The sequence below is a fragment of the Vibrio sp. genome (assembly GCF_984391705.1).
This window is the reverse complement of sequence record NZ_CFHWOM010000057.1, coordinates 509-19,854: the sequence shown is the minus strand read 5'-3', so window position 1 is coordinate 19,854 and position 19,346 is coordinate 509. Positions and strand designations below refer to the sequence as shown.

Annotated in this window: 17 protein-coding genes; 5 read left to right on the top strand and 12 right to left on the bottom strand. The window is 44.5% G+C overall.

Annotation, left to right across the window (positions count from 1 at the left end; all coding sequences use genetic code 11):
• The 3 genes from AC4MRV_RS18670 to AC4MRV_RS18660 all read left to right on the top strand — a co-directional run.
• Positions 1 to 341 (top strand): DALR anticodon-binding domain-containing protein (locus AC4MRV_RS18670; RefSeq protein ID WP_491188819.1); only part of this gene is annotated, 341 nt, incomplete at its 5' end.
• A 106-nt stretch (positions 342 to 447) separates the two neighbouring features.
• On the top strand, positions 448 to 876 hold the full coding sequence (locus AC4MRV_RS18665; RefSeq protein ID WP_491188818.1) for an HIT family protein: 429 nt from the start codon (positions 448 to 450) through the stop codon (positions 874 to 876).
• A 131-nt stretch (positions 877 to 1,007) separates the two neighbouring features.
• Positions 1,008 to 1,517, top strand: coding sequence for a YqhA family protein (locus tag AC4MRV_RS18660; protein WP_491188817.1), 510 nt, complete (start codon positions 1,008 to 1,010; stop codon positions 1,515 to 1,517).
• 42 nt (positions 1,518 to 1,559) lie between these two features.
• Here the strand turns inward: AC4MRV_RS18660 and AC4MRV_RS18655 are convergent, their stop codons facing one another.
• The 5 genes from AC4MRV_RS18655 to znuA form a co-directional block, all read right to left on the bottom strand.
• Positions 1,560 to 1,790 carry a FeoC-like transcriptional regulator gene (locus AC4MRV_RS18655; RefSeq protein WP_053438403.1) on the bottom strand — a complete coding sequence of 77 codons (231 nt, stop codon included), beginning with the start codon at positions 1,788 to 1,790 and terminating at the stop codon, positions 1,560 to 1,562.
• Complete coding sequence (gene feoB / locus AC4MRV_RS18650; RefSeq protein ID WP_491188816.1) at positions 1,787 to 4,063, bottom strand: Fe(2+) transporter permease subunit FeoB; 2,277 nt, start codon at positions 4,061 to 4,063, stop codon at positions 1,787 to 1,789. The genes AC4MRV_RS18655 and feoB overlap by 4 nt, the downstream gene beginning before the upstream one ends.
• On the bottom strand, positions 4,063 to 4,290 hold the full coding sequence (locus AC4MRV_RS18645; RefSeq protein ID WP_491188815.1) for a FeoA family protein: 228 nt from the start codon (positions 4,288 to 4,290) through the stop codon (positions 4,063 to 4,065). Before AC4MRV_RS18645 ends, feoB begins: the two co-directional genes overlap by 1 nt.
• Positions 4,291 to 5,002: 712 nt before the next feature.
• Positions 5,003 to 8,329 (bottom strand): AraC family transcriptional regulator, encoded by a 3,327-nt coding sequence (locus tag AC4MRV_RS18640; protein WP_491188814.1) that lies wholly within the window; start codon positions 8,327 to 8,329, stop codon positions 5,003 to 5,005.
• A 229-nt stretch (positions 8,330 to 8,558) separates the two neighbouring features.
• Positions 8,559 to 9,434, bottom strand: a complete 876-nt coding sequence (gene znuA / locus AC4MRV_RS18635) for a zinc ABC transporter substrate-binding protein ZnuA (protein ID WP_491188813.1) — start codon at positions 9,432 to 9,434, stop codon at positions 8,559 to 8,561.
• A gap of 78 nt (positions 9,435 to 9,512) precedes the next feature.
• Between znuA and znuC the strand changes: the two genes are divergently transcribed.
• Complete coding sequence (gene znuC, locus AC4MRV_RS18630; protein ID WP_491188812.1) at positions 9,513 to 10,298, top strand: zinc ABC transporter ATP-binding protein ZnuC; 786 nt, start codon at positions 9,513 to 9,515, stop codon at positions 10,296 to 10,298.
• Positions 10,291 to 11,076: a zinc ABC transporter permease subunit ZnuB gene (gene znuB, locus AC4MRV_RS18625; protein ID WP_491188811.1), complete on the top strand. Its 786-nt coding sequence runs from the start codon at positions 10,291 to 10,293 to the stop codon at positions 11,074 to 11,076. Before znuC ends, znuB begins: the two co-directional genes overlap by 8 nt.
• A 52-nt stretch (positions 11,077 to 11,128) precedes the next feature.
• Here znuB and purF read toward each other — a convergent pair whose 3' ends face one another.
• The 7 genes from purF to AC4MRV_RS18590 all read right to left on the bottom strand — a co-directional run.
• On the bottom strand, positions 11,129 to 12,643 hold the full coding sequence (gene purF, locus AC4MRV_RS18620; protein ID WP_491188810.1) for an amidophosphoribosyltransferase: 1,515 nt from the start codon (positions 12,641 to 12,643) through the stop codon (positions 11,129 to 11,131).
• Positions 12,644 to 12,678: 35 nt separating this feature from the next.
• A complete protein-coding gene (locus tag AC4MRV_RS18615; protein WP_491188809.1) occupies positions 12,679 to 13,170 on the bottom strand; it encodes a CvpA family protein in 492 nt (163 codons plus the stop codon).
• Positions 13,171 to 13,233: 63 nt separating this feature from the next.
• Entirely contained in the window at positions 13,234 to 13,785 is a 552-nt protein-coding gene (locus tag AC4MRV_RS18610) for an SPOR domain-containing protein (RefSeq protein WP_491188808.1), read from the bottom strand.
• On the bottom strand, positions 13,786 to 15,051 hold the full coding sequence (folC, locus tag AC4MRV_RS18605) for a bifunctional tetrahydrofolate synthase/dihydrofolate synthase (protein ID WP_491188807.1): 1,266 nt from the start codon (positions 15,049 to 15,051) through the stop codon (positions 13,786 to 13,788). It lies immediately after the preceding gene.
• Positions 15,052 to 15,095: 44 nt separating this feature from the next.
• Positions 15,096 to 16,022 (bottom strand): acetyl-CoA carboxylase, carboxyltransferase subunit beta, encoded by a 927-nt coding sequence (accD, locus tag AC4MRV_RS18600; RefSeq protein ID WP_491188806.1) that lies wholly within the window; start codon positions 16,020 to 16,022, stop codon positions 15,096 to 15,098.
• 176 nt (positions 16,023 to 16,198) lie between these two features.
• Positions 16,199 to 16,993 (bottom strand): tRNA pseudouridine(38-40) synthase TruA, encoded by a 795-nt coding sequence (truA, locus tag AC4MRV_RS18595; RefSeq protein ID WP_491188805.1) that lies wholly within the window; start codon positions 16,991 to 16,993, stop codon positions 16,199 to 16,201.
• Positions 16,994 to 17,091: 98 nt separating this feature from the next.
• A partial coding sequence (locus tag AC4MRV_RS18590) for a FimV/HubP family polar landmark protein (RefSeq protein ID WP_491188804.1) occupies positions 17,092 to 19,346 on the bottom strand: 2,255 nt, incomplete at its 5' end.

Genomic DNA, 19,346 nt, shown 5'->3' with positions numbered 1-19,346 from the left:
ACACTCGTGTATCTTCTATCTTCGCTAAAGCGGGTATCTCTATGGATAACCTAGCAGGCGAAATCAAAGTGACTGAAGATAAAGAAAAAGCGCTAATCGCTAAACTTCTACAGTTTGAAGAAGCGGTACAATCTGTTGCTCGCGAAGGTCAACCACACATCATGTGTAGCTACCTATTCGAACTAGCAGGTCAGTTCTCAAGCTTCTACGAAGCGTGCCCAATTCTTAACACTGAAGATGAATCAGTGAAGCAGAGCCGCCTGAAACTTGCAGCACTTACCGCGAAGACGATTAAGCAAGGTCTATCTCTGCTAGGTATCGAAACGCTAGAGCGCATGTAATTAAGCATCAAGCTTTAAGATAATCAGAAAGGTTGGCGTGAAAGCGTCAACCTTTTGTTTTATCTGGCGTATACTGACCTCATTCAATGCAAAATGGAAAACGATAATGAGTTTTGAACTGCACCCTCAATTGGCAAAAGACACCTCCATCGTCGGCCACTTCCCGCTGTGTGTAGCGCTGCTGCATAAAGACAATGCCGTGCCTTGGGTTATCTTAGTCCCTAAGCGCGCCAATCTAAAAGAGCTGCATCATTTGCCTATGCAAGAGCAACAACAATTCTTGTTAGAATCTCAAGCGGTAAGCCAAGCTTTAGAAGCGACCTTCCAGCCAGATAAGCTCAATCTTGGTGCTCTGGGTAATATGGTTCCACAGCTTCATATTCACCATATCGCCCGCTTCCAAGACGATGTGGCTTGGCCGGGGCCCGTATGGGGCAATACCCAAGGTGAGTTCCGCTCTGAAGAAGAGCAAGCTGCGCTACTCACTCGCATTGGTAACGTGCTGTCACTGAGTAAGTTATTCACGCGCGCCTAGCCTATCTAACAATCAGCTGTAGCCATTGCAGCTGATTCATTACACATTTGTAATAATCTTTCTCAAATTCCTAGGATTATCACACCTATAACTCTTCTATACACTGTGCCCAACAGATTAAGGAGAGACTCATGGGTAAAAAAGCCTTCCATTATTTTCGTTTTGTTAGCTGGATAGCCATCGTATGTTCGATGATAGGCTCAGCACTACTCTTTGTTATCGGTGCGAGTAAAACCTACACAGCGATCGAAGTCTTTATGCTTGGAGCCGTGCCGAGCAGCGAACTAGCACACCTCGACAGTGCCGATATTGCCATCAGCTATATCGTTAAGTCTCTCGACACCTTTTTAGTAGCACTCGTACTCTTTATTTTTGCCCACGGTATTTACACGCTGTTTATTAAAAACACAACCAGCGAGCAGGCAGAACAGCAGCCTTTAAGCTGGATAAAAACACCCAATATTGGTCACTTAAAAAACAAACTAACCGAAGTGATCATCGTGATTTTGTTCGTGAAATTCTTAGAGTTGGTTTTGATTAACTTTAATCAACTAAGCTGGGAGATTTTGCTGCTGCCAGCGTCTATTCTGCTGTTAAGTGTCGGAGTGAAACTACTTGGCCTTGGTCAGCATAACGAATAAAAAAAGCCGCTCTTAAGTAGAGCGGCTTTTTACGTTTAAACACTACATTGTGACAGTCATGGCAAGTGAGTTGCTCTCAACCTTAGCATAACGGACACGAGTAACATGTTTGGCTTGATTGGTGTCGACTAATCGCGACACCATTCCTTTTTTAATCCACACCGATAGCATAGCATCGACACCATCTTCACTGAGGTGGAACTGCTTTGCGAGCTCTTTTCTTGATACGCTACCCTGAGCATCAATGTGCTGTTTTAGCTCACTAAGGATCATGCCAATTGCGCCTCTAATTCACTGCTCTGTTTATTACCTACAGCTTTTAGCAAGCGGTAAGTCGCAACGCTGACTGCAATGATGCCACCAATCCAAGCCGCGCTAGACGCAGGGTGGTCAGCAAAATGCGACACTTGGTAATACAGAGTAGCGCCGCCGTATGCGAGACCCATGGTCCAAACTGCGATAAAGCGAGCGTATTTCTGGCCGAATTCACGAACATAAGCACCCATGGCCGCCACACAAGGTGTGTATAGCAAGATGAAGATCAGGTATGCAAATGCTGCATTACTCGATGCAAAGTAACCTTTCAGATTGCCGAAGATCGATGCATCAACTTCTTGCTCATCAGCAACGGCTTGGCTATCTGTTAAATCACCCACTTCAATGCCCAATGGGTCAGAGTAGCTTAGGCCAGCAAGGTTGTCAGGAATAGACATTACCGCCTCTTCAAGACTCGCCATTAGATCGAATTCACCCGCATCTTCTTCACTCGGAGCATAAAGGCTGTTTAACGTACCAACGACCGCTTCTTTAGCAAAGATACCTGTAATGATACCAACCGTTGCAGGCCAGTTATCTTCTTGAATACCAATAGGCGCAAAGATTGGCGTCACCACTTGAGATGCTTTAGATAGCACTGAGTTTTCGCTATCTTCATTACCAAATGTACCATCAGTACCGACTGAGTTTAAGAAGCTAAGAATGGTCACAACGACGACAATCGTTTTACCTGCACCCAAAACAAAGCGCTTCAGTTTTTGCCATGTTTTGATGACCACATTGCGCATGGTTGGCAATTCGTAATCTGGCATTTCCATCACTAGGCTGTCACTAGAGCCTGGGTATAGGGTTTTCTTCAGAACTAGACCAGTGAATACCGCAGCGACAATACCAAGTAAGTACAAAGCGAAAACAACGTTCTGGCCACTTTGCGGGAAGAATGCTGCTGCAAACAATGCATAAACAGGTAGACGCGCACCACAAGACATAAACGGCGCCATTGATGCAGCCAATTTACGCTCACGTTCTTGATCTAGCGTACGCGTAGCCATGATTGATGGTACGTTACAACCAAAACCTAAAACCAGTGGCACAAATGCTTTACCCGGTAGGCCAATTTTTTGCATCACTTTATCCAGTACAAACGCTGCACGAGACATATAACCCGAGCTTTCTAGTACCGCTAGGAATAGGTACAGACACGCGATCACAGGGATAAAGGTCGCGACAGTTTGGATACCGCCGCCGACACCGTCAGCAAGCAGAGTCACAAGCCATACTGGTAAGTGTTCATCTAGTAAGTAGTGACCACCATCAACGAGCAGTGCACCAACACCAATGTCGAAAAAGTCGATAAACGCGCTACCAATATTTATCGAGAACATAAACATTAGGTACATCACGACAAAGAAGAATGGCACGCCAACCCACTTATTGAGAATGACACCATCGACTTTCTCAGTAAAACTATGACTTAGCTTACCTTCCGTGCGACGGATCTTCTTACATTGTTCGTGTAAGAAGGTGTACTTCACATCGGCTACCAACAAGTCGATATCTAACCCAACCGCTTGCTGCTCATTTCTTACTGCTGAACGCTCAGGCTGTGCCAAGGCGTTTAGTACCAAAAGATCATTTTCTAGTGCACGAATCGCTAGAGCACGTTCAGCAACTTCAGATTTTTGCGTAAAGATAGGCTCAAGCTTGCTGATCGCTTGCTCAAACTCTTCACCATAGTTCAGGCGTATTTCGTTAAGCGCAACACCTTGAACCAATGCTTTATGCAAACGGTCTTTGAACGCATGCACTTGTGATTTATTGTTAGCTGAAATCGCAAATACTGGGCAACCTAGCATCTTCTCTAGAGCTTTGAGGTCAATAGTTTGTCGTTCACGCTTAAGTGCGTCCATCTTATTTAGAACCACCACCATAGGGCGGCCTAGTTCACGCAGTTGAAGCGTCATATATAGGCTACGTTCTAAACACGTTGCATCAACCACGTTAATAATCAGGTCTGCTGGGTGCGTTAAAACCGCGCGAGAGGCGATTGATTCATCAATACTGTTGCCATCGTTACCGCTGTCCAATGCGTAGATACCAGGTAAATCGGTCAGTAAAAAGTCGTCGCTAGAATGTGTGTATTTACCTGTCTTTTTCTCAACTGTAACACCCGCCCAGTTACCTACCTGCTGCTTGGCACCAGTTAAGCCATTAAAAAGGGTTGTTTTACCACTATTAGGGTTACCAACGGTAAGAATCTTGTATTCCATTAGTTCACCTCCACGCAGATAGCTTCGGCAATGTTTTCACGTACCGCTAAAGAGACTCCACGTACTTCTACTTGAAGTGGATCTCCCATTGGAGCTCTTCGTATTAGGGTTACAGATGTCTGAGGTAATAGCCCCATTACCATCAGTTTTTTTCTTACGTCATTAGAGAGCTCATTGAACCCAGTGATAGTGGCTTTTTGCCCTTGTTGTAATTGTGAGAGTTTCATAAACAGGCCAGTTATATACAAATGAAAAGTATTTTTATTAACGATTGCAATACTATCGCTGATACCTGTAACAAATCTTGTCTGAAATCAATAATTCCACTTTTGCCGCTGTTACTTTCGTTAAATCTCCCTCCGTCAATTACGTTAAAAGGGATTGTTACTCATCTAAATCCACTAGTAGGCAGTAAGAAAACTTAGAATAAATTAAACATTTAATTGTTACAAAACAACAACTTAAATAAAATGTCGCATTTCTTATGTAACACTGGCGTTAATTTTATAAGTAAAAAAAGAGCATCGATTTATAGTTAATCACGTCGACAGGGAACTCCCTTAGACAAGAATTCCAGAGGTGGCGCACAGCGTCACTCCGGCAGCAAGCGAAGGTGTCATTGGCACCCGTGGTATAGTCCCCCCGGCTATACCACGATATTTTTTTCTTATCTCCCGCTAACTCTTAACCTTAACGCCTTCTGTTTTTCCAAACCAAGTTCATCAACGTACATCCAACTTCAATTAGCTATATAGCGTTCTCTTAGAGTGTCTTTATCTTTAATAACAAATGATCGTAAAGGTTTAGTAGTATCAGTGATACAGGGCCGAAATAGTACATACAACAGCCTGTCAAGCTCGTAATTCGTGAGGATAAAGGGCTGATAGTAAGTACGCTAGCTCCAAGCGCAGAGGCTCGCAGCTAGCGATAAGAGGCTCTTTAGTTTTCTTGTTGTTCTACAAACTGAGTGGGAGGGAGGCCGAAGCGGTGCTTAAAACGCTGGCTAAAGTATGACGGATCATTAAATCCACATTCAAACGCCACATCGGATACTTTTTCACCTGCCAGTAACCGACGACAAGCATTATCTAAACGCACTTCTGTTAAATATTCTGTAAACGTTTTCTCAATCGCGCTTTTTAGTCTGCGTTGTAGACTTCGTTCAGAGACGTAAAGCAGCTTAGCGGCTACTGAGGTGCCAAAATCAGGGTCTGAATATTGCTCTTCGACCAGTAACTTCACTTTGTCTAACCATGGGTCTTCAATAGGAGATTCAAGCCTATCTTCAATGGAAGGAATATCCACTACTGACTCTTCATCAAAAGAGTCACTACCAGGCCAAGTCATTTCCATTAAATTTCGTTCGAGCGAGCTGTGGGTCGTCATTTTGCCCCCACTTTGCTCCACCATAGCTTGAATTGATTGAAGCGCAGAAGAGTGGCTATAGTTTTCCAACGAATCACCTTGATCTACAACAGACATCGTGACCCAGTCACCTTCTTGACGAATTGATATAACGACAACCTGATTTCGATAACAGCGTTTAGTTATGCTGTCTAATAAAGAATTGAGTAATTCATCTAAATTAAAATTCGTGAGATTGATGTAATGATCAAGCTCAGCTTCACGACGGCAATCAACCTGTACTCCAGATTTAAGTAGCTCCTCCTCCCACCCGTTTAGTACCGAATGCAGAATCAGATCTAAATTGTATACAGGGTTAGCTTGACCATTGGTCGTTCTCACATGAAGCAGTAAATCCAATTCTTCAATAAGATAATCAAGCATCTTACGGTTATTTAGGTTTTGCTCACCTAACTGCTCGACAGAAGAGCTCATCAAACGCTGCTTCATCGCATCAATTGATTGGCTAGTAATCAATCGACGAATTTGCAACTGCTTTCTTAATTGCTGGTTGTTACTCAGTAAGATACGACTTTGATGACGTAGCTGGTTGGTTTTCAGCGCTACTTGGGCTTTCAACTGACGGTTCACTTTCGACATCATTCTGGATCTCCAATAAATGACTGTAGCCAAAAGCAGCCCCATGATTAATAAGTAAGCAAGTAACGCGTAAGTTGTTAAAAACCAAGGTTTACTCACGTAAAAATGAAATTCATTACTTTGACCATGTTGGTTTTTATTCATTACAGCCCGTACGCTTAATTGATAATGACCAGGCATTAAATGATCGATACTTAATGTAGACCCATCTAACAGCTGCCACTCTTCATTATTGAGTCGATATTCTAGTAAAACCTTATTGGCTTTAGGTAACACCCCAAACTGAAATGCAATAGACTCACCGTAGCCGAGCTCTAAGCTGTCCTGCGAGGTTTCTCCTAATGATCGTAGTATTTGGTTCACTTTAACTTGGCTAATGATGACCTTTACGTCGGGAAGTCGACTTACCACCAGCTCATGAGTGTTCACTTTTATCAAACTAGATCGAGCACCCAGCAGAAGCGTTCTCTGACTATCGGCACTATAACTGCATAGCCCCGGTAAAAACTCATTGCTAATCAACCCAAACGGTTCGCCATAGTGTTTTACAATTTGTCCCTGACTTGAATAGCGTGTCAGCCCAGCTGAGGATGTAAGCCATATTCCGTCCTGATTTTGAATCAAGCACTTAGGGGTTATATGTCCATCTAGTAGTGCAATTGGTTCGACATGCCCTTTGAACAAGTCGAATTTGTACAAACCATATCGACTCGCGACCCAAATATCACTATCAGATACTTGAACTAAATTAATTGCTAGCCCATACGGAACACTCTCACCGATGAAGTTAACTTGGCCATCACGCATCACGTAGACGCCATGCTCCGTACCAAGAACTAAGTGGCCTTGAGAAGTGACGATCATTTGAGTCAGCTGCGCTGGAAGATATTTTTTAATCATCCACTCTGAACCATATTGAGTGAGCTTATTTGTTGAGGGTTGGAAGCTCCACAATTGCTTGTCGCTGGCTCCCCATAATTGATTTTTTGAATCCAGCTCAATAAATCGTATGGAGCTGGACTTAAGAAACAGCGGCAACTGGCTATCATCCAAAGGCTTCCCAGTGACAGCATCTATGCACTTAATGCCCTCATCGGTTGCTAGCCAGAGTACGCCATTGAACTCAACCACATCGTAGACACGCCCCCGATAAACCAAATTACGAGTACTGACTTTCGATAAACTCACCTTATACAGCCCACTATCACTGATCTTCCAATAGCCATCGTCATTTTGCATACGGGTAATAAAGTGTGGTTTATCTACATTTAGATTGGCTGATAGTAGGCGTTCAGGAAAACGCTCAAACTTGTGCGAAAACAACGAAAAGTAGCGAACTCCCCTATCCGTAGCAACCCAGATACCACCAGTTTGGTCATTCAGAAGAGAGTAGATTTTTCCATAGCTCACCACACGGTCATTGAAACCAGATGACGTCATTTGAGTACTCTCTCCGGTAAGAAAAGAGTAAACAATCAGTCCCTTCTCAGTCCCAATCCAATACTCTTGACTGGTTTCAGCAATACTCAATACATGTGAACCCGGAATTTCTTTGATTGGTTTACTCGGATTCTGGATATCAAAAATCAGCGCTCCTTTGAGTGAACCAATAACGAGCTCACGTCGCTTATCCGAAAAATACAGTTTTTCGATGTAATGTTTACCAGAGCTAGTTACATGCTCAAAATTCTCTTTGTTAGATAAGTAAACGCCTGCATTAGTCGCGAGAACCCATTTAGAAAGGATAAATTTTGCGTCGTTTATCTCGATAGAGGATGACTGACTGTACTGATAAAGTGAAAGGAGAGAGTAGGTACTAAAATCACCAGTATCAACATTGTATGTATAGAAACTCGTTTCATCAGAAAGCCAAATAAATCGCTTTGACGCCCCAATTCGCTTTATTTCGATCCCCGGCTGAAGACTGAAAATCAGTTCTCGCTCTTTATTTGGTTCAGTTCGATAAATTTCGTTTTGGAAGAAAGACCAAAACGCGTTATCCAAATACGCGACATGATCGACATCGTGCTCCAGAGCGGAGCCCGACTGAGGCATGATATCTTGACCGTCAAAAAAGAGTATTTGATTGCGGACATCTTGGAACCAAATCCCACCACCATCTGCTAAGAAAAGTTCCTTGGCAGCAAATACCTTTCCTTGAGCTTGTGTTGGTAACGGATAGAAGACCGTCGGCGTAGGCTCAATAGCGTTCACCACGTTCGCTAGACATAGCAATACCGATACCCAAAAGGCTCTTATCACCAGTGAATTCCCTAACAGCAATAGAAGTACAACTTCTTGTACCACGCGCACATCGAGAACGATGCCACGTAGCTAAATATTTATTTTGTGAAGATAATTATCTAAGAATATGGGGAATTGACAAGTGAGTCTGCGACATTCCGCTGACTTTTAAAGCGAAATTCACATCAAACAGGAAATGTTCTACAAAAATGTTGAAAAAGGGAGCTCTTCGCTCCCTTTTATCACTCTAACCTTTAAGGCAGTTAGAGAAGCTATCGGCTAAATTCTGTCGGAACAAGAAGTAAGCACCAGGCTCTACAGGAATATCGGTGCCAAGTGGATCGAGTACGCCAATTCTCGCATCACTACCACGAGTCACAGATTCAATCACTGCAGGTGTAAACTGAGGCTCTGAGAATACACATTCCGCCTTTTTAGATGAAAGCGCTTTGCGGATCTTGATCAAGGTTTTTGCTCCAGGTTTTCTGTCCGGGCTAACGGTAAAGTGTCCCAAGTGATTAAGTTCAAAGTCTTGCTCAAAGTAACCGTAGGCATCATGAAAGACGTAGTAGCCCTTTTCTTTGACTGGTTCTAGCTGAGTCTCTAGGTGTTGTTGCTGCTTTTCTAAGCTGAGCAAGAACGCGACAAGATTTTCCTGATATTTCTGAGCATTTTCTTTATCTGCCACGCTAAGCTTATTCGCAATAGCTTGTGCTACTTGCTTCGTCGTTTTGTAACCCAACCAAAAATGGGGGTCGTGGTTTCCGTGATCGTGTCCGTGATGATCATGGTTATCTCCGGCATACTCTCTTAGTTCCAAACCATCAAGCTCACTTAGCGTTAGTACACTATCTCTGCCATTTAAAATTTTGGATAAGAACGGTTCTAAGTCGTCACCAAACCAGACAATAATATCGGCATTCTGGATGCGTTTTACATCTGAGGGTTTAAGAGCATAATCATGTGGAGAGGCATTAGCTGGAATCAATACATCTGCTTGAGATACACCCAGTGTCAGCTCAGTGGTAATCAGCTGAATGGGCTTGATGCTGGTTAATACTGTGGTTGCATTTACATTGAATGCAGCCAACAACGTCATAGCAATAGAAAAAATACGCTTCATAATAGGAACAGTCATCTAGTCTAACAAGGGATTAAATGTTACATTATAACATTAAGTAATTGCAAATGAGTGCTATTCATGTCGACATTAGTCGAACTCACTGACATCTGTGTTCAATTTGACGAACGTAAAGTCTTAGATAGAGTCTCTTTAAAATTAAACCGTGGTGAGATCACCACTTTGATTGGACCTAATGGAGCGGGAAAATCGACCCTAGTAAAAGTGCTATTAGGTTTACAGCGCAAATATCAGGGGAACGTTCAAAAGATCAAAGGCCTGAAAACTGGCTACGTCCCGCAAAAGCTTAAGCTCAATGACTCATTGCCTCTAAACGTGACTCGTTTTTTGAAACTGTCAGGCCGCTTTAGCCAACAAGAAATTGTCGAAGCGCTTAAGTTAGTGGGTGCTGAGCACCTACTTAAAGCCAATATGCATAGCTTATCTGGTGGTGAGAATCAGCGCGTACTTCTTGCTCGCGCACTATTACAACGTCCAGACCTTTTGGTGTTAGACGAACCTGCACAAGGGGTTGACGTGCAGGGTCAAATAGATCTTTATGACTTAATCGATACCATTCGTCACCGTTTTAACTGCGCGGTATTTATGGTGTCCCATGATTTACATCTTGTGATGGCTAAAACAGACGATGTTATTTGTCTGCATCATCACATATGTTGCTCTGGCTCACCAGCGGCAATTAGTCAGCATCCGAGCTATATCGCCCTATTTGGTAATAGTCACCACGAAGCGCTTGCATTGTATAACCACCAACACTCTCACCACCACCACGATCTAGCAGGGCAACCTGTTTCTGGTGATGCTTCAAGTTGTTCACATCATTCACATGGCCATCATCATGATTGAGTTTTTATTACCTTCCATTCTCGCGGGACTTGGTATCGCAATTATTGCTGGCCCCCTGGGCTCCTTCGTAGTGTGGCGAAAGATGGCTTACTTTGGGGATACCTTGGCACACGCTTCCTTGATGGGTATCGCATTCGGATTCTTGCTGAACGTCAATTTGTACCTAGCATTAGTAATCTGTTGTCTCGCACTCGCGTTAATTCTAGTGACTCTGCAAAAGCAACAATTGGTCGCCACCGATACACTACTTGGTATTCTCGCCCATAGTGCATTATCTCTTGGCTTAGTGGCTGTTAGCTTCCTTGATGATGTACGAATCGACCTAATGAGCTATCTGTTTGGCGACTTACTCTCTGTGTCTCCGGCTGATCTTATGTACATTTACGGTGGGGTGATTATCGTTTCAGGCATTCTTGCCTTCTTCTGGCGCTCTTTATTAGCTACAACTGTCAGTGAAGATTTAGCCGCTGTTGATGGTCATAATGTTGACCTAATGCGACTTGTACTCATGCTCATGGTGGGTCTTGTCATTGCAATTGGAATGAAGTTTGTAGGTGCTTTGATAATGACATCACTGCTCATCATTCCTGCTGCAGCTGCAAGGCGCTTCTCTTCAACACCCGAGCAAATGGCGTTATTTGCGTCAATAATTGGCGCGCTAGCAGTGCTATTCGGTCTAAGTCTATCCTGGCACTTTGATACGCCTGCTGGCCCTTCTGTGGTGATAAGCGCGACGGCAATGTTTATGCTGTCTCAGCTGGTGAAAACCAGAACATAAAAAAAGCCGACGTATAAAAGCGTCGGCTTTTTCTTATCTAGATTATCGAGAACTACGCACCTTCGTTGTGTAGTTCTAGATTCGCAAGCTCTTGTTGAATCTCTCGCTGTACTTTCGCGTCATCACTGCGCAAGGACTCTAAGAATTCCAAATACTTCTGATCAATATCACCTGTGACGTATTCACCGTTGAACACCGATGTTTCAAAGCGAGAGATATCACTGTTACCAACACCAACCGCTTCAACAAGATCTTCTAACGTTTGGAAAATTAGCTCATCTGCGCCAATTTGTTTGCAGATAGCTTGGTTATCTCGGCCATGTGCAATAAGTTCATTTGCACTTGGCATATCGATACCATACACATTAGGGAAGCGGATTTCTGGAGCAGCTGACACCATAAATACTTTTTTAGCGCCTGAGTCACGAGCCATCTCAATAATCTGCTCAGAAGTAGTACCGCGGACAATAGAGTCATCAACCAGTAGAACATTCTTGTCTTTAAACTCTGAGCGAATTGCATTCAGTTTACGACGCACAGATTTTTTACGCTGTTGTTGGCCAGGCATAATAAACGTACGGCCAACATATCGGTTTTTAACAAAACCTTGACGGTATGGCTTATCAATCGCTTGAGCAATTTGTAGCGCAATATCACAAGACGTTTCAGGGATAGGAATGACTACGTCGATATCCAAGTTAGCGTATTCGTCACGAATACGGTCACCTAGCTTTTTGCCCATCTCTACGCGTGCACTGTAAACAGAAATTTTATCGATAAATGAATCAGGACGAGCAAAGTAAACAAATTCAAAAATACATGGATTCAATGAAGGGTTATCCGCGCACTGTTGGGTATGTAGTTCACCGTCAAACGTCGCATAAATGGCTTCACCTGGTGCAACATCACGAATAAAGTCAAAGCCAACGGCATCTAGCGCTACAGACTCTGAAGCCACCATATACTCAGTGCGACCGTCGATTTCTCGTTTACCCAGGCATAGAGGGCGAATGCCATGAGGGTCACGGAAAGCAATCATACCATGGCCAATGATCATTGCTGTCACCGCGTATGCTCCACGAATCGCACGATGAACATTCGTAACAGCACGGAACACGTCTTCAGAAGTCACGTTGCCTTTTACCGTGTCAATTTCATGTGCTAACACATTGAGTAATACTTCAGAATCTGAAGTGGTGTTGAGGTGACGACGATCTTTCTCGAACAATTTTTGACGAATTTCATTCGCGTTTGTCAGGTTACCATTATGAGCGAGAGTGATACCAAAAGGAGAGTTAACGTAGAAAGGTTGAGCTTCCGACGCACTTGAGCTGCCAGCTGTTGGGTAGCGAACATGACCGATACCAACAGTGCCTTGTAGTCTTTGCATGTGTTTTGCTTCAAACACATCTTTTACTAAACCGTTCGCCTTACGCAGACGAAAACGATTGCTTTCTATGGTACAAATACCCGCGGCATCTTGGCCACGATGCTGCAAGACCGTCAATGCATCATAGATAGACTGGTTTACAGGCGTTGTGCCCACGATTCCAACAATACCACACATGTCCTAACCCTCGATTTGCGACAATGGCTGACGCGCTAAAGCGCGTCAGATAAGAAACTTGATGTTGCTTGTAAGTGTTCAAAGAAAGGGGCAATGACACGGCTAAACTCCGGCACTAACTGCGATCCTTTCCACCACTCCGATTCAGGAAACGATGTAAACGCATCCATAAAAAATAGTGCAGCCGAAACAATCAAAACACCACGGAGCCCGCCAAAGACGATCCCCAGTACTCTATCTGTTCCTGACAAGCCTGTTTTCTGCACCAACTGACCGATAACGTAGTTGACTACTGCACCGACAATCAATGTAGCAACAAACAAGGCTGCTATCGCCGCTCCGTTACGAAACATCTCATCTTGGATATTGGTAAAGTACACAGCCAACTTGGCGTAGTACTGGCTGGCGATAAAAAAGGCGCCAAACCAAATCACTAATGACAACGCTTCCTTTGCGAAACCACGAACTAAACTGATCAAAGCCGACAGGCCGATCACACTTAAAATGACAATATCTAACGGATTCATTTTTTACTTACATCTTAAGTTGGCGCGCATTTTAACAGAAAAAACGCTGACGCAAACGTTTTCTTATGGATTTAGTGGTTTAAATTTGAGCAATTGACCTTTAGAGCCTGTGATTTTTTCGAGTTCAATCACTTGCCTTTCAAGTTTGCTCTTGGATACATCCGGACCAATTATTACTCGCGTGAAACTGTTTTCCGGTTTTGCGTGAGCTTGATATCCGCGCTTCTGTAGATCTTTGACTAAGTTATTCGCGTTATCGGCATTCTTAAGCGCCATAAGTTGAATAATCCATGCGCTTTCTTGATACTCGTTACGCTCTGGAATCTCTTTAACTACGACGGGTAAAGGCTCGCTTTCAGCTCGTTTAATTTGAGCTTGCGAAGTCTCTTCAATCACAACTTCGACCGGAGAATCCGGTAGACTTGCGGAGTCGTCAACTGGGTCTAGCACTTCAAAAGTTTCTAAATCACCACCTAACTCCGGCTTAATCGGAATACTGGCTATTTCTTCTTTGTAATGCGTTTTCTTACCATCAAGCACGTCTGGTAACACAATCACTCCAATAGCGACCAAAATAATGGTCCCAACTAAGCGACTTTGGAACTTACTGGCCATTTATTCTCCTTCTTTCTCCCAGTGTTCGAGCACCTCTCCCACGGTATGGAAAGAGCCGACCACTAAGATGACATCATCTTGACTCGCTTGTGTCATTGCCGCTTCAAATGCTCGAACTGGCGACTCAAAATGGACAATATCTGACGGAAGGTACCGACACAATTCATCTGCGGTTGCTGCTCTAGGACCCGTTAGCGACGCAGGGTACCAATAAGTAACAATCGGTGTCAGAGCTTCCAATGTGGCTTTAATGTCTTTATCGTGCAACATTGCCACAACAGTATGAATGTGTTTTTCAGGATATTGCTGCTGCACACGTTTTACCAAATACTCAGCAGAATGTGGATTATGCGCAACATCTAGTAAAACCGTTGGTTTTTCACTAATCAGCTGCATACGTCCAGGTAACTGTGCGCTCTTGAGACCATTCACAATATTAATATCGCTAATGTCTAGATTTGCAGTTGCAAGGGCCATTAACGCCGTAGCCGCATTTTGTAGCGGTAGGCCTGGAACGGGCAATGCTTCTAAGTCGTAAGAGCCATGCGTCCACTTCCACTCTGTCGCTGACGTCTGCTGATAGCTATATTGGATATCAACCTGGTAAAGCTCTGCCCCAATATCATCGGCATGCGCTGCAACAGTAGAAGGTGCTTTAGGCTGGCCGCAAATAGCTGGTTTACCGCTACGATAAATACCCGCCTTTTCAAAACCAATGACATTGATGTCATCACCAAGCCAGTCAACGTGATCAATCGCTAGACTAGTGATGATAGAAACATCATGCTCGACTACGTTGGTAGCATCCAAGCGTCCACCTAAGCCGACTTCAAGCAGAACGATATCCACTTGCTCTGTTTGGAAAAGTCTTAGTGCTGCTAAAGTGCCATACTCGAAGAAGCTTAAGCTGATGTCGCCACGCTGCTTTTCGATAAAATCGAATGCTGCAACATGCTTTTCATCTTCGAGGTCATGACCATTAATGCGTACACGTTCGTTGTAACGAATTAAATGGGGTGAGCTATACACGCCAACAGAGTAGCCTGCATTAAGCAAGATGGCTTCCATCAGAGCACACGTAGAACCTTTACCGTTCGTACCGGCTACAGTGATAATGGTGGGAGCGGGTTTGGTGAGGTTGGCGGAGTTCGCCACAGCTTGAACACGTTCTAAGCCAAGATCGATGGCTGAGGTGTGGATATTTGCTAAATAATCAAGCCACATCGAAAGTGATGATGTGGCTTGAGGAATTTGGGTTTGACTCATCTAACTAAAACCAAAAATTAGTGGTGGTTTGTTAGTGTCTTACTTTACCCTTTTTCTTCTACTTCTGGTACATCATAGTGCGCTTCATTTGGAGAATCATTCACAGAAACAACCAAAGGCGAAGCTTGATTGGTCATTTTAGCTAATAGACTACCAATGCGTTGACGCATTTCGCGACGATCAACGATCATATCAATCGCACCATGTTCAAGTAGGAACTCGCTACGTTGGAAACCTTCCGGAAGGTCTTCACGCACAGTTTGTTCGATTACGCGACGGCCAGCAAAACCAATAAGCGCTTTTGGCTCACCGATATTTACATCACCAAGCATTGCCAGACTTGCTGATACGCCACCCATGGTAGGGTCCGTCATAACAGAAATAAATGGTAGCCCCTTCGCAGAAAGGCGTTCCAATGCTGCGCTGGTTTTTGCCATTTGCATTAGAGACATGAGAGCCTCTTGCATACGAGCACCACCACTTGCAGAGAAACAAACAAGACCACAGTTGTTTTCCATTGCAGCTTCAACTGCACGAACAAATCGTGCGCCAACAACAGAGCCCATTGAGCCTCCCATAAACGAGAACTCAAACGCACACGCAACAACAGGTAAACCAAGAAGTTCACCTTTCATTACAACAAGAGCGTCTTTCTCACCACTACTCTTTTGAGCCGCAGAGATACGATCTTTATATTTCTTTGAATCTTTGAACTTCAGTTTATCTTTTGGTTCTAGCTCATCCGCTAGCTCAACGCGATTACCTTCATCTAAGAAAGTTTCTAAACGGCGGCGAGCCTTCATTCGCATGTGATGGTCACATTTCGGACATACTTCTAGGTTACGCTCTAGTTCAGCGTGATAAAGCACCTGTTCACATGACGTACATTTAGTCCATACACCTTCTGGAATAGAAGCTTTACGTGAACTACCGATGTTGCTTTTTTCTAAAATCTTTTCAAGCCAACTCATGGAAGACCTTTTCTCTACTACTCCCGCGCAAAGTGCGAGGGATACAAATTCTGAATTTACGCGTGAGGATTAAAGCATATAAAATGCCAGCTGTGCACAAAAAACTGGTTGTACCTATTTTCTGTACCTATGTCTCACGCCCTAAAGAACTGATTATTTGGACAATTTAACACGAATTAGTTCAAGTTATCTGGCAAAAATAGTGGCCCAATCGGCACTCTTGGCAATTCGAACTCTTCTGGGTAATCAACATCAACCAAATAAAGCCCTTCCGCTTTTGCCGTCGCCCCGGCTAGCTTGCGATCTTTTGCCTCAAGCAACCACTCAATCCATTGTGGGTCTTTCTCACCACGACCAACACAAATCAAACTACCCGTAATGTTACGTACCATATGATGAACGAAAGCATTCGCTTTGATGTCAATAACTACATATTGATTATGGCGTGTCACATTAATATGCATCATATTTCGCCAAGGGCTACGCGATTGGCAATGAGTCGCTCTAAATGAGGTGAAGTCATTTTCACCTAGCAAGTATTGCGCAGCGAGATGCATTTTCTTTTCATCTAATTCACCATGATAGTGGCTGACACCTGAGGACAGAATGCCCGGCCTTAACGCGCTATTAAAAATAATATAACGGTATCTGCGTGCCGTAGCTGAGAATCGTGCGTGAAATTCTTCAGGAACTTCCTTCGCCCATCTTACAGCGATATCTCCAGGTAAATTCGCATTCGCTCCCATCGTCCAAGCAACCATTTTTCGGCTTGCGGTCGTATCGAAGTGAACAACTTGACCAGTACCGTGAACTCCCGCATCGGTGCGACCTGCACACTGAACTTCAATAGGATGGTTTGCGACAACGCTTAATGCTTTTTCAAGTTCCTCTTGAACGCTTTTGACTTCTTGTTGGCGCTGCCAACCGTAGTATTGAGTACCGTTGTATTCGATACCTAAAGCTATTCTCATCGGGGGGGTCTCTTAGGGTCTGCTCAATAAGGGCGGGAAGTATAAACATTTTCCAGCAAAAAAATAAGGGGGACACTAGGTCCCCCTTACATTACTCATTAACCGCGGTTTATGTCATCGATAAGGCGTTTCGCTTCACGGCGAATCTCATCGCTTCCATCTACAATGGCTTCTTCTAGTAACTTTTTAGCTCCTTGAGCATCGTTCATTTCCATGTAGATCTTAGCAAGATCTAACTTGCCCGCAGCTTCGGCATTAGAATCAATATCTTCATCGTTACCAATATCGCCAATCACGTCCGGAAAATCGTTAAGACCAACATCCAATTTAAGTGACTCATCAATTTCCTGCGCTTCTTCGGCGTCAACTTCTGCCATCAACTCATCAATCGTACGGAACTGATTCTCTCTTGGGTTAAAATCATCGAGAGATTGCTGATCTTCCCAATTTTCATCGAGAACCTGAGCCTGTTCAGGAAGATTGTCCTGAGACCAAATACCCTGTTCTTCTTCTGGAATATCATCGCTGATCTGTGCCTGTTGATCATCGGATAACGTAAAGCCGTTCCAGTCCTCTCCCCCTACTTCGAGCATCGCATCGATGTCCATACCCGCACTGTCTGACGTTGTAGCGTCAATAGGGTTATCAAATGAGAAGCTAGCCGTTTGATTCTCTTCAGTGTCAGAAAGTAGCTCATCAAACGCTTGTTCATTGAAGTCGCGTTTTTGTAGCTCTTCACTACCTTGAGCACTTAATTCAGGACCACCTACCTGTTCAGTAGCATTTGGCTCATCAAATGGGTCTGTAACTTCTTCAAGTTCAGGGAGTTCTATCTCGTCAAGATTAAAGCTCGTATCTTCATCTTGTTCAGCAAGCTCTTCACTGTTCGGCTCAGCAAACATATCCGCTAAAGCGTCTTGTTCGCTGTATTCTGGAAGCTCTAGATCATCAAGCTCGAAAGACTCTTCCTCAACCTGCTCAGCAGTATCGTCAGCAATAGGCTCTTCAACTGCAGCAGCTTCAAGCGCTGGCTCGGCCGCCATATCCGCTAGCGCATCTTCTTCGCTGTATTCTGGAAGCTCTAGGCCGTCAAGCTCGAACGACTCTTCCTCAACCTGCTCAGTAGTATTTTCAGCAATAGGCTCTTCAACTGCAGCGGCTTCAAGCGCTGGCTCGGCCGCCATATCCGCTAATGCATCATCTTCGCTGTATTCTGGAAGCTCTAGATCATCAAACTCGAACGACTCTTCAACCTGCTCTGCGGTGTCGTCAACAACAGGCTCTTCAGTTGCCGCGGCTTCAAGCGCTGGCTCGGCCGCCATGTCCACTAATGCATCATCTTCGCTGTATTCTGGAAGCTCTAGATCATCAAGCTCGAACGACTCTTCAACCTGCTCTGCGGTGTCGTCAACAACAGGCTCTTCAGTTGCCGCGGCTTCAAGTTCTGGCTCACCCGCCATATCCGCTAGTGCATCTTCTTCGCTGTATTCTGGAAGCTCTAGGTCGTCAAGCTCGAACGACTCTTCAACCTGCTCAGTAGTATTCTCAGCAATAGGCTCTTCAGTTGCCGCCACTTCAAACGCTGGCTCGGCCGCCATGTCCGCTAATGCATCTTCTTCGCTGTATTCTGGAAGCTCTAGATCATCAACCTCGAACGACTCTTCCTCAACCTGCTCAGTCGTATTTTCAGCAATAGGCTCTTCAGATTCCGCCGCTTCAAGCGCTGGCTCGGCAGCCATATCCGCTAATGCATCTTCTTCGCTGTATTCTGGAAGCTCTAGCTCATCAAGTTCGAACGACTCTTCAACCTGCTCTGCAGTATCATCAGCAATAGGCTCTTCAGTTGCCGCTGCTTCAAGTGCTGGCTCGGCCGCCATTTCCGGTAATGCATCTTCTTCGCTGTGTTCTGGAAGCTCTAGATCATCAAGTTCAAGCGACTCTTCAACCTGCTCAGCAGTATCGTCAGCAATAGGCTCTTCAGTTGCCGCTGCTTCAAGTTCTGGCTCAGCCGCCATATCCGCTAATGCATCTTCTTCGCTGTATTCTGGAAGCTCTAGGTCGTCAAGCTCGAACGACTCTTCAACCGGCTCTGCGATGTCGTCAGCAATAGGCTCTTCAAACGCAGCAGCTTCAAGCTCTGGCTGCGCAGCCGTTTCTGGTGACAACGATGCAAGAGAGTCCTCTTGAGCAATAGTTTGCTCAGGTTCGTCAACTAACCAATCGTCATCTTGTGGTACCCCAAACTCATTCGGAACCGCTTCCGGCATTGGTGGGAGATCTTCAACTACTTCTGGTGCCTCTGGTGCCTCTGGTGCCTCTGGTGCCTCTGGTGCCTCTGGTGCCTCTGGTGCCT

What these genes read in the sequence shown, in the direction of transcription:
- znuC (WP_491188812.1), top strand. Translation starts at nt 9,513, where the DNA reads ATGTCGACATTAGTCGAACTCACTGACATCTGTGTTCAATTTGACGAA.
- feoB (WP_491188816.1), bottom strand. Translation starts at nt 4,063, where the DNA reads ATGGAATACAAGATTCTTACCGTTGGTAACCCTAATAGTGGTAAAACA.
- folC (WP_491188807.1), bottom strand. Translation starts at nt 15,051, where the DNA reads ATGAGTCAAACCCAAATTCCTCAAGCCACATCATCACTTTCGATGTGG.
- AC4MRV_RS18645 (WP_491188815.1), bottom strand. Translation starts at nt 4,290, where the DNA reads ATGAAACTCTCACAATTACAACAAGGGCAAAAAGCCACTATCACTGGG.
- znuA (WP_491188813.1), bottom strand. Translation starts at nt 9,434, where the DNA reads ATGAAGCGTATTTTTTCTATTGCTATGACGTTGTTGGCTGCATTCAAT.
- znuB (WP_491188811.1), top strand. Translation starts at nt 10,291, where the DNA reads ATGATTGAGTTTTTATTACCTTCCATTCTCGCGGGACTTGGTATCGCA.
- AC4MRV_RS18615 (WP_491188809.1), bottom strand. Translation starts at nt 13,170, where the DNA reads ATGAATCCGTTAGATATTGTCATTTTAAGTGTGATCGGCCTGTCGGCT.
- accD (WP_491188806.1), bottom strand. Translation starts at nt 16,022, where the DNA reads ATGAGTTGGCTTGAAAAGATTTTAGAAAAAAGCAACATCGGTAGTTCA.
- truA (WP_491188805.1), bottom strand. Translation starts at nt 16,993, where the DNA reads ATGAGAATAGCTTTAGGTATCGAATACAACGGTACTCAATACTACGGT.
- purF (WP_491188810.1), bottom strand. Translation starts at nt 12,643, where the DNA reads ATGTGTGGTATTGTTGGAATCGTGGGCACAACGCCTGTAAACCAGTCT.
- AC4MRV_RS18655 (WP_053438403.1), bottom strand. Translation starts at nt 1,790, where the DNA reads ATGATCCTTAGTGAGCTAAAACAGCACATTGATGCTCAGGGTAGCGTA.
- AC4MRV_RS18660 (WP_491188817.1), top strand. Translation starts at nt 1,008, where the DNA reads ATGGGTAAAAAAGCCTTCCATTATTTTCGTTTTGTTAGCTGGATAGCC.
- AC4MRV_RS18610 (WP_491188808.1), bottom strand. Translation starts at nt 13,785, where the DNA reads ATGGCCAGTAAGTTCCAAAGTCGCTTAGTTGGGACCATTATTTTGGTC.
- AC4MRV_RS18665 (WP_491188818.1), top strand. Translation starts at nt 448, where the DNA reads ATGAGTTTTGAACTGCACCCTCAATTGGCAAAAGACACCTCCATCGTC.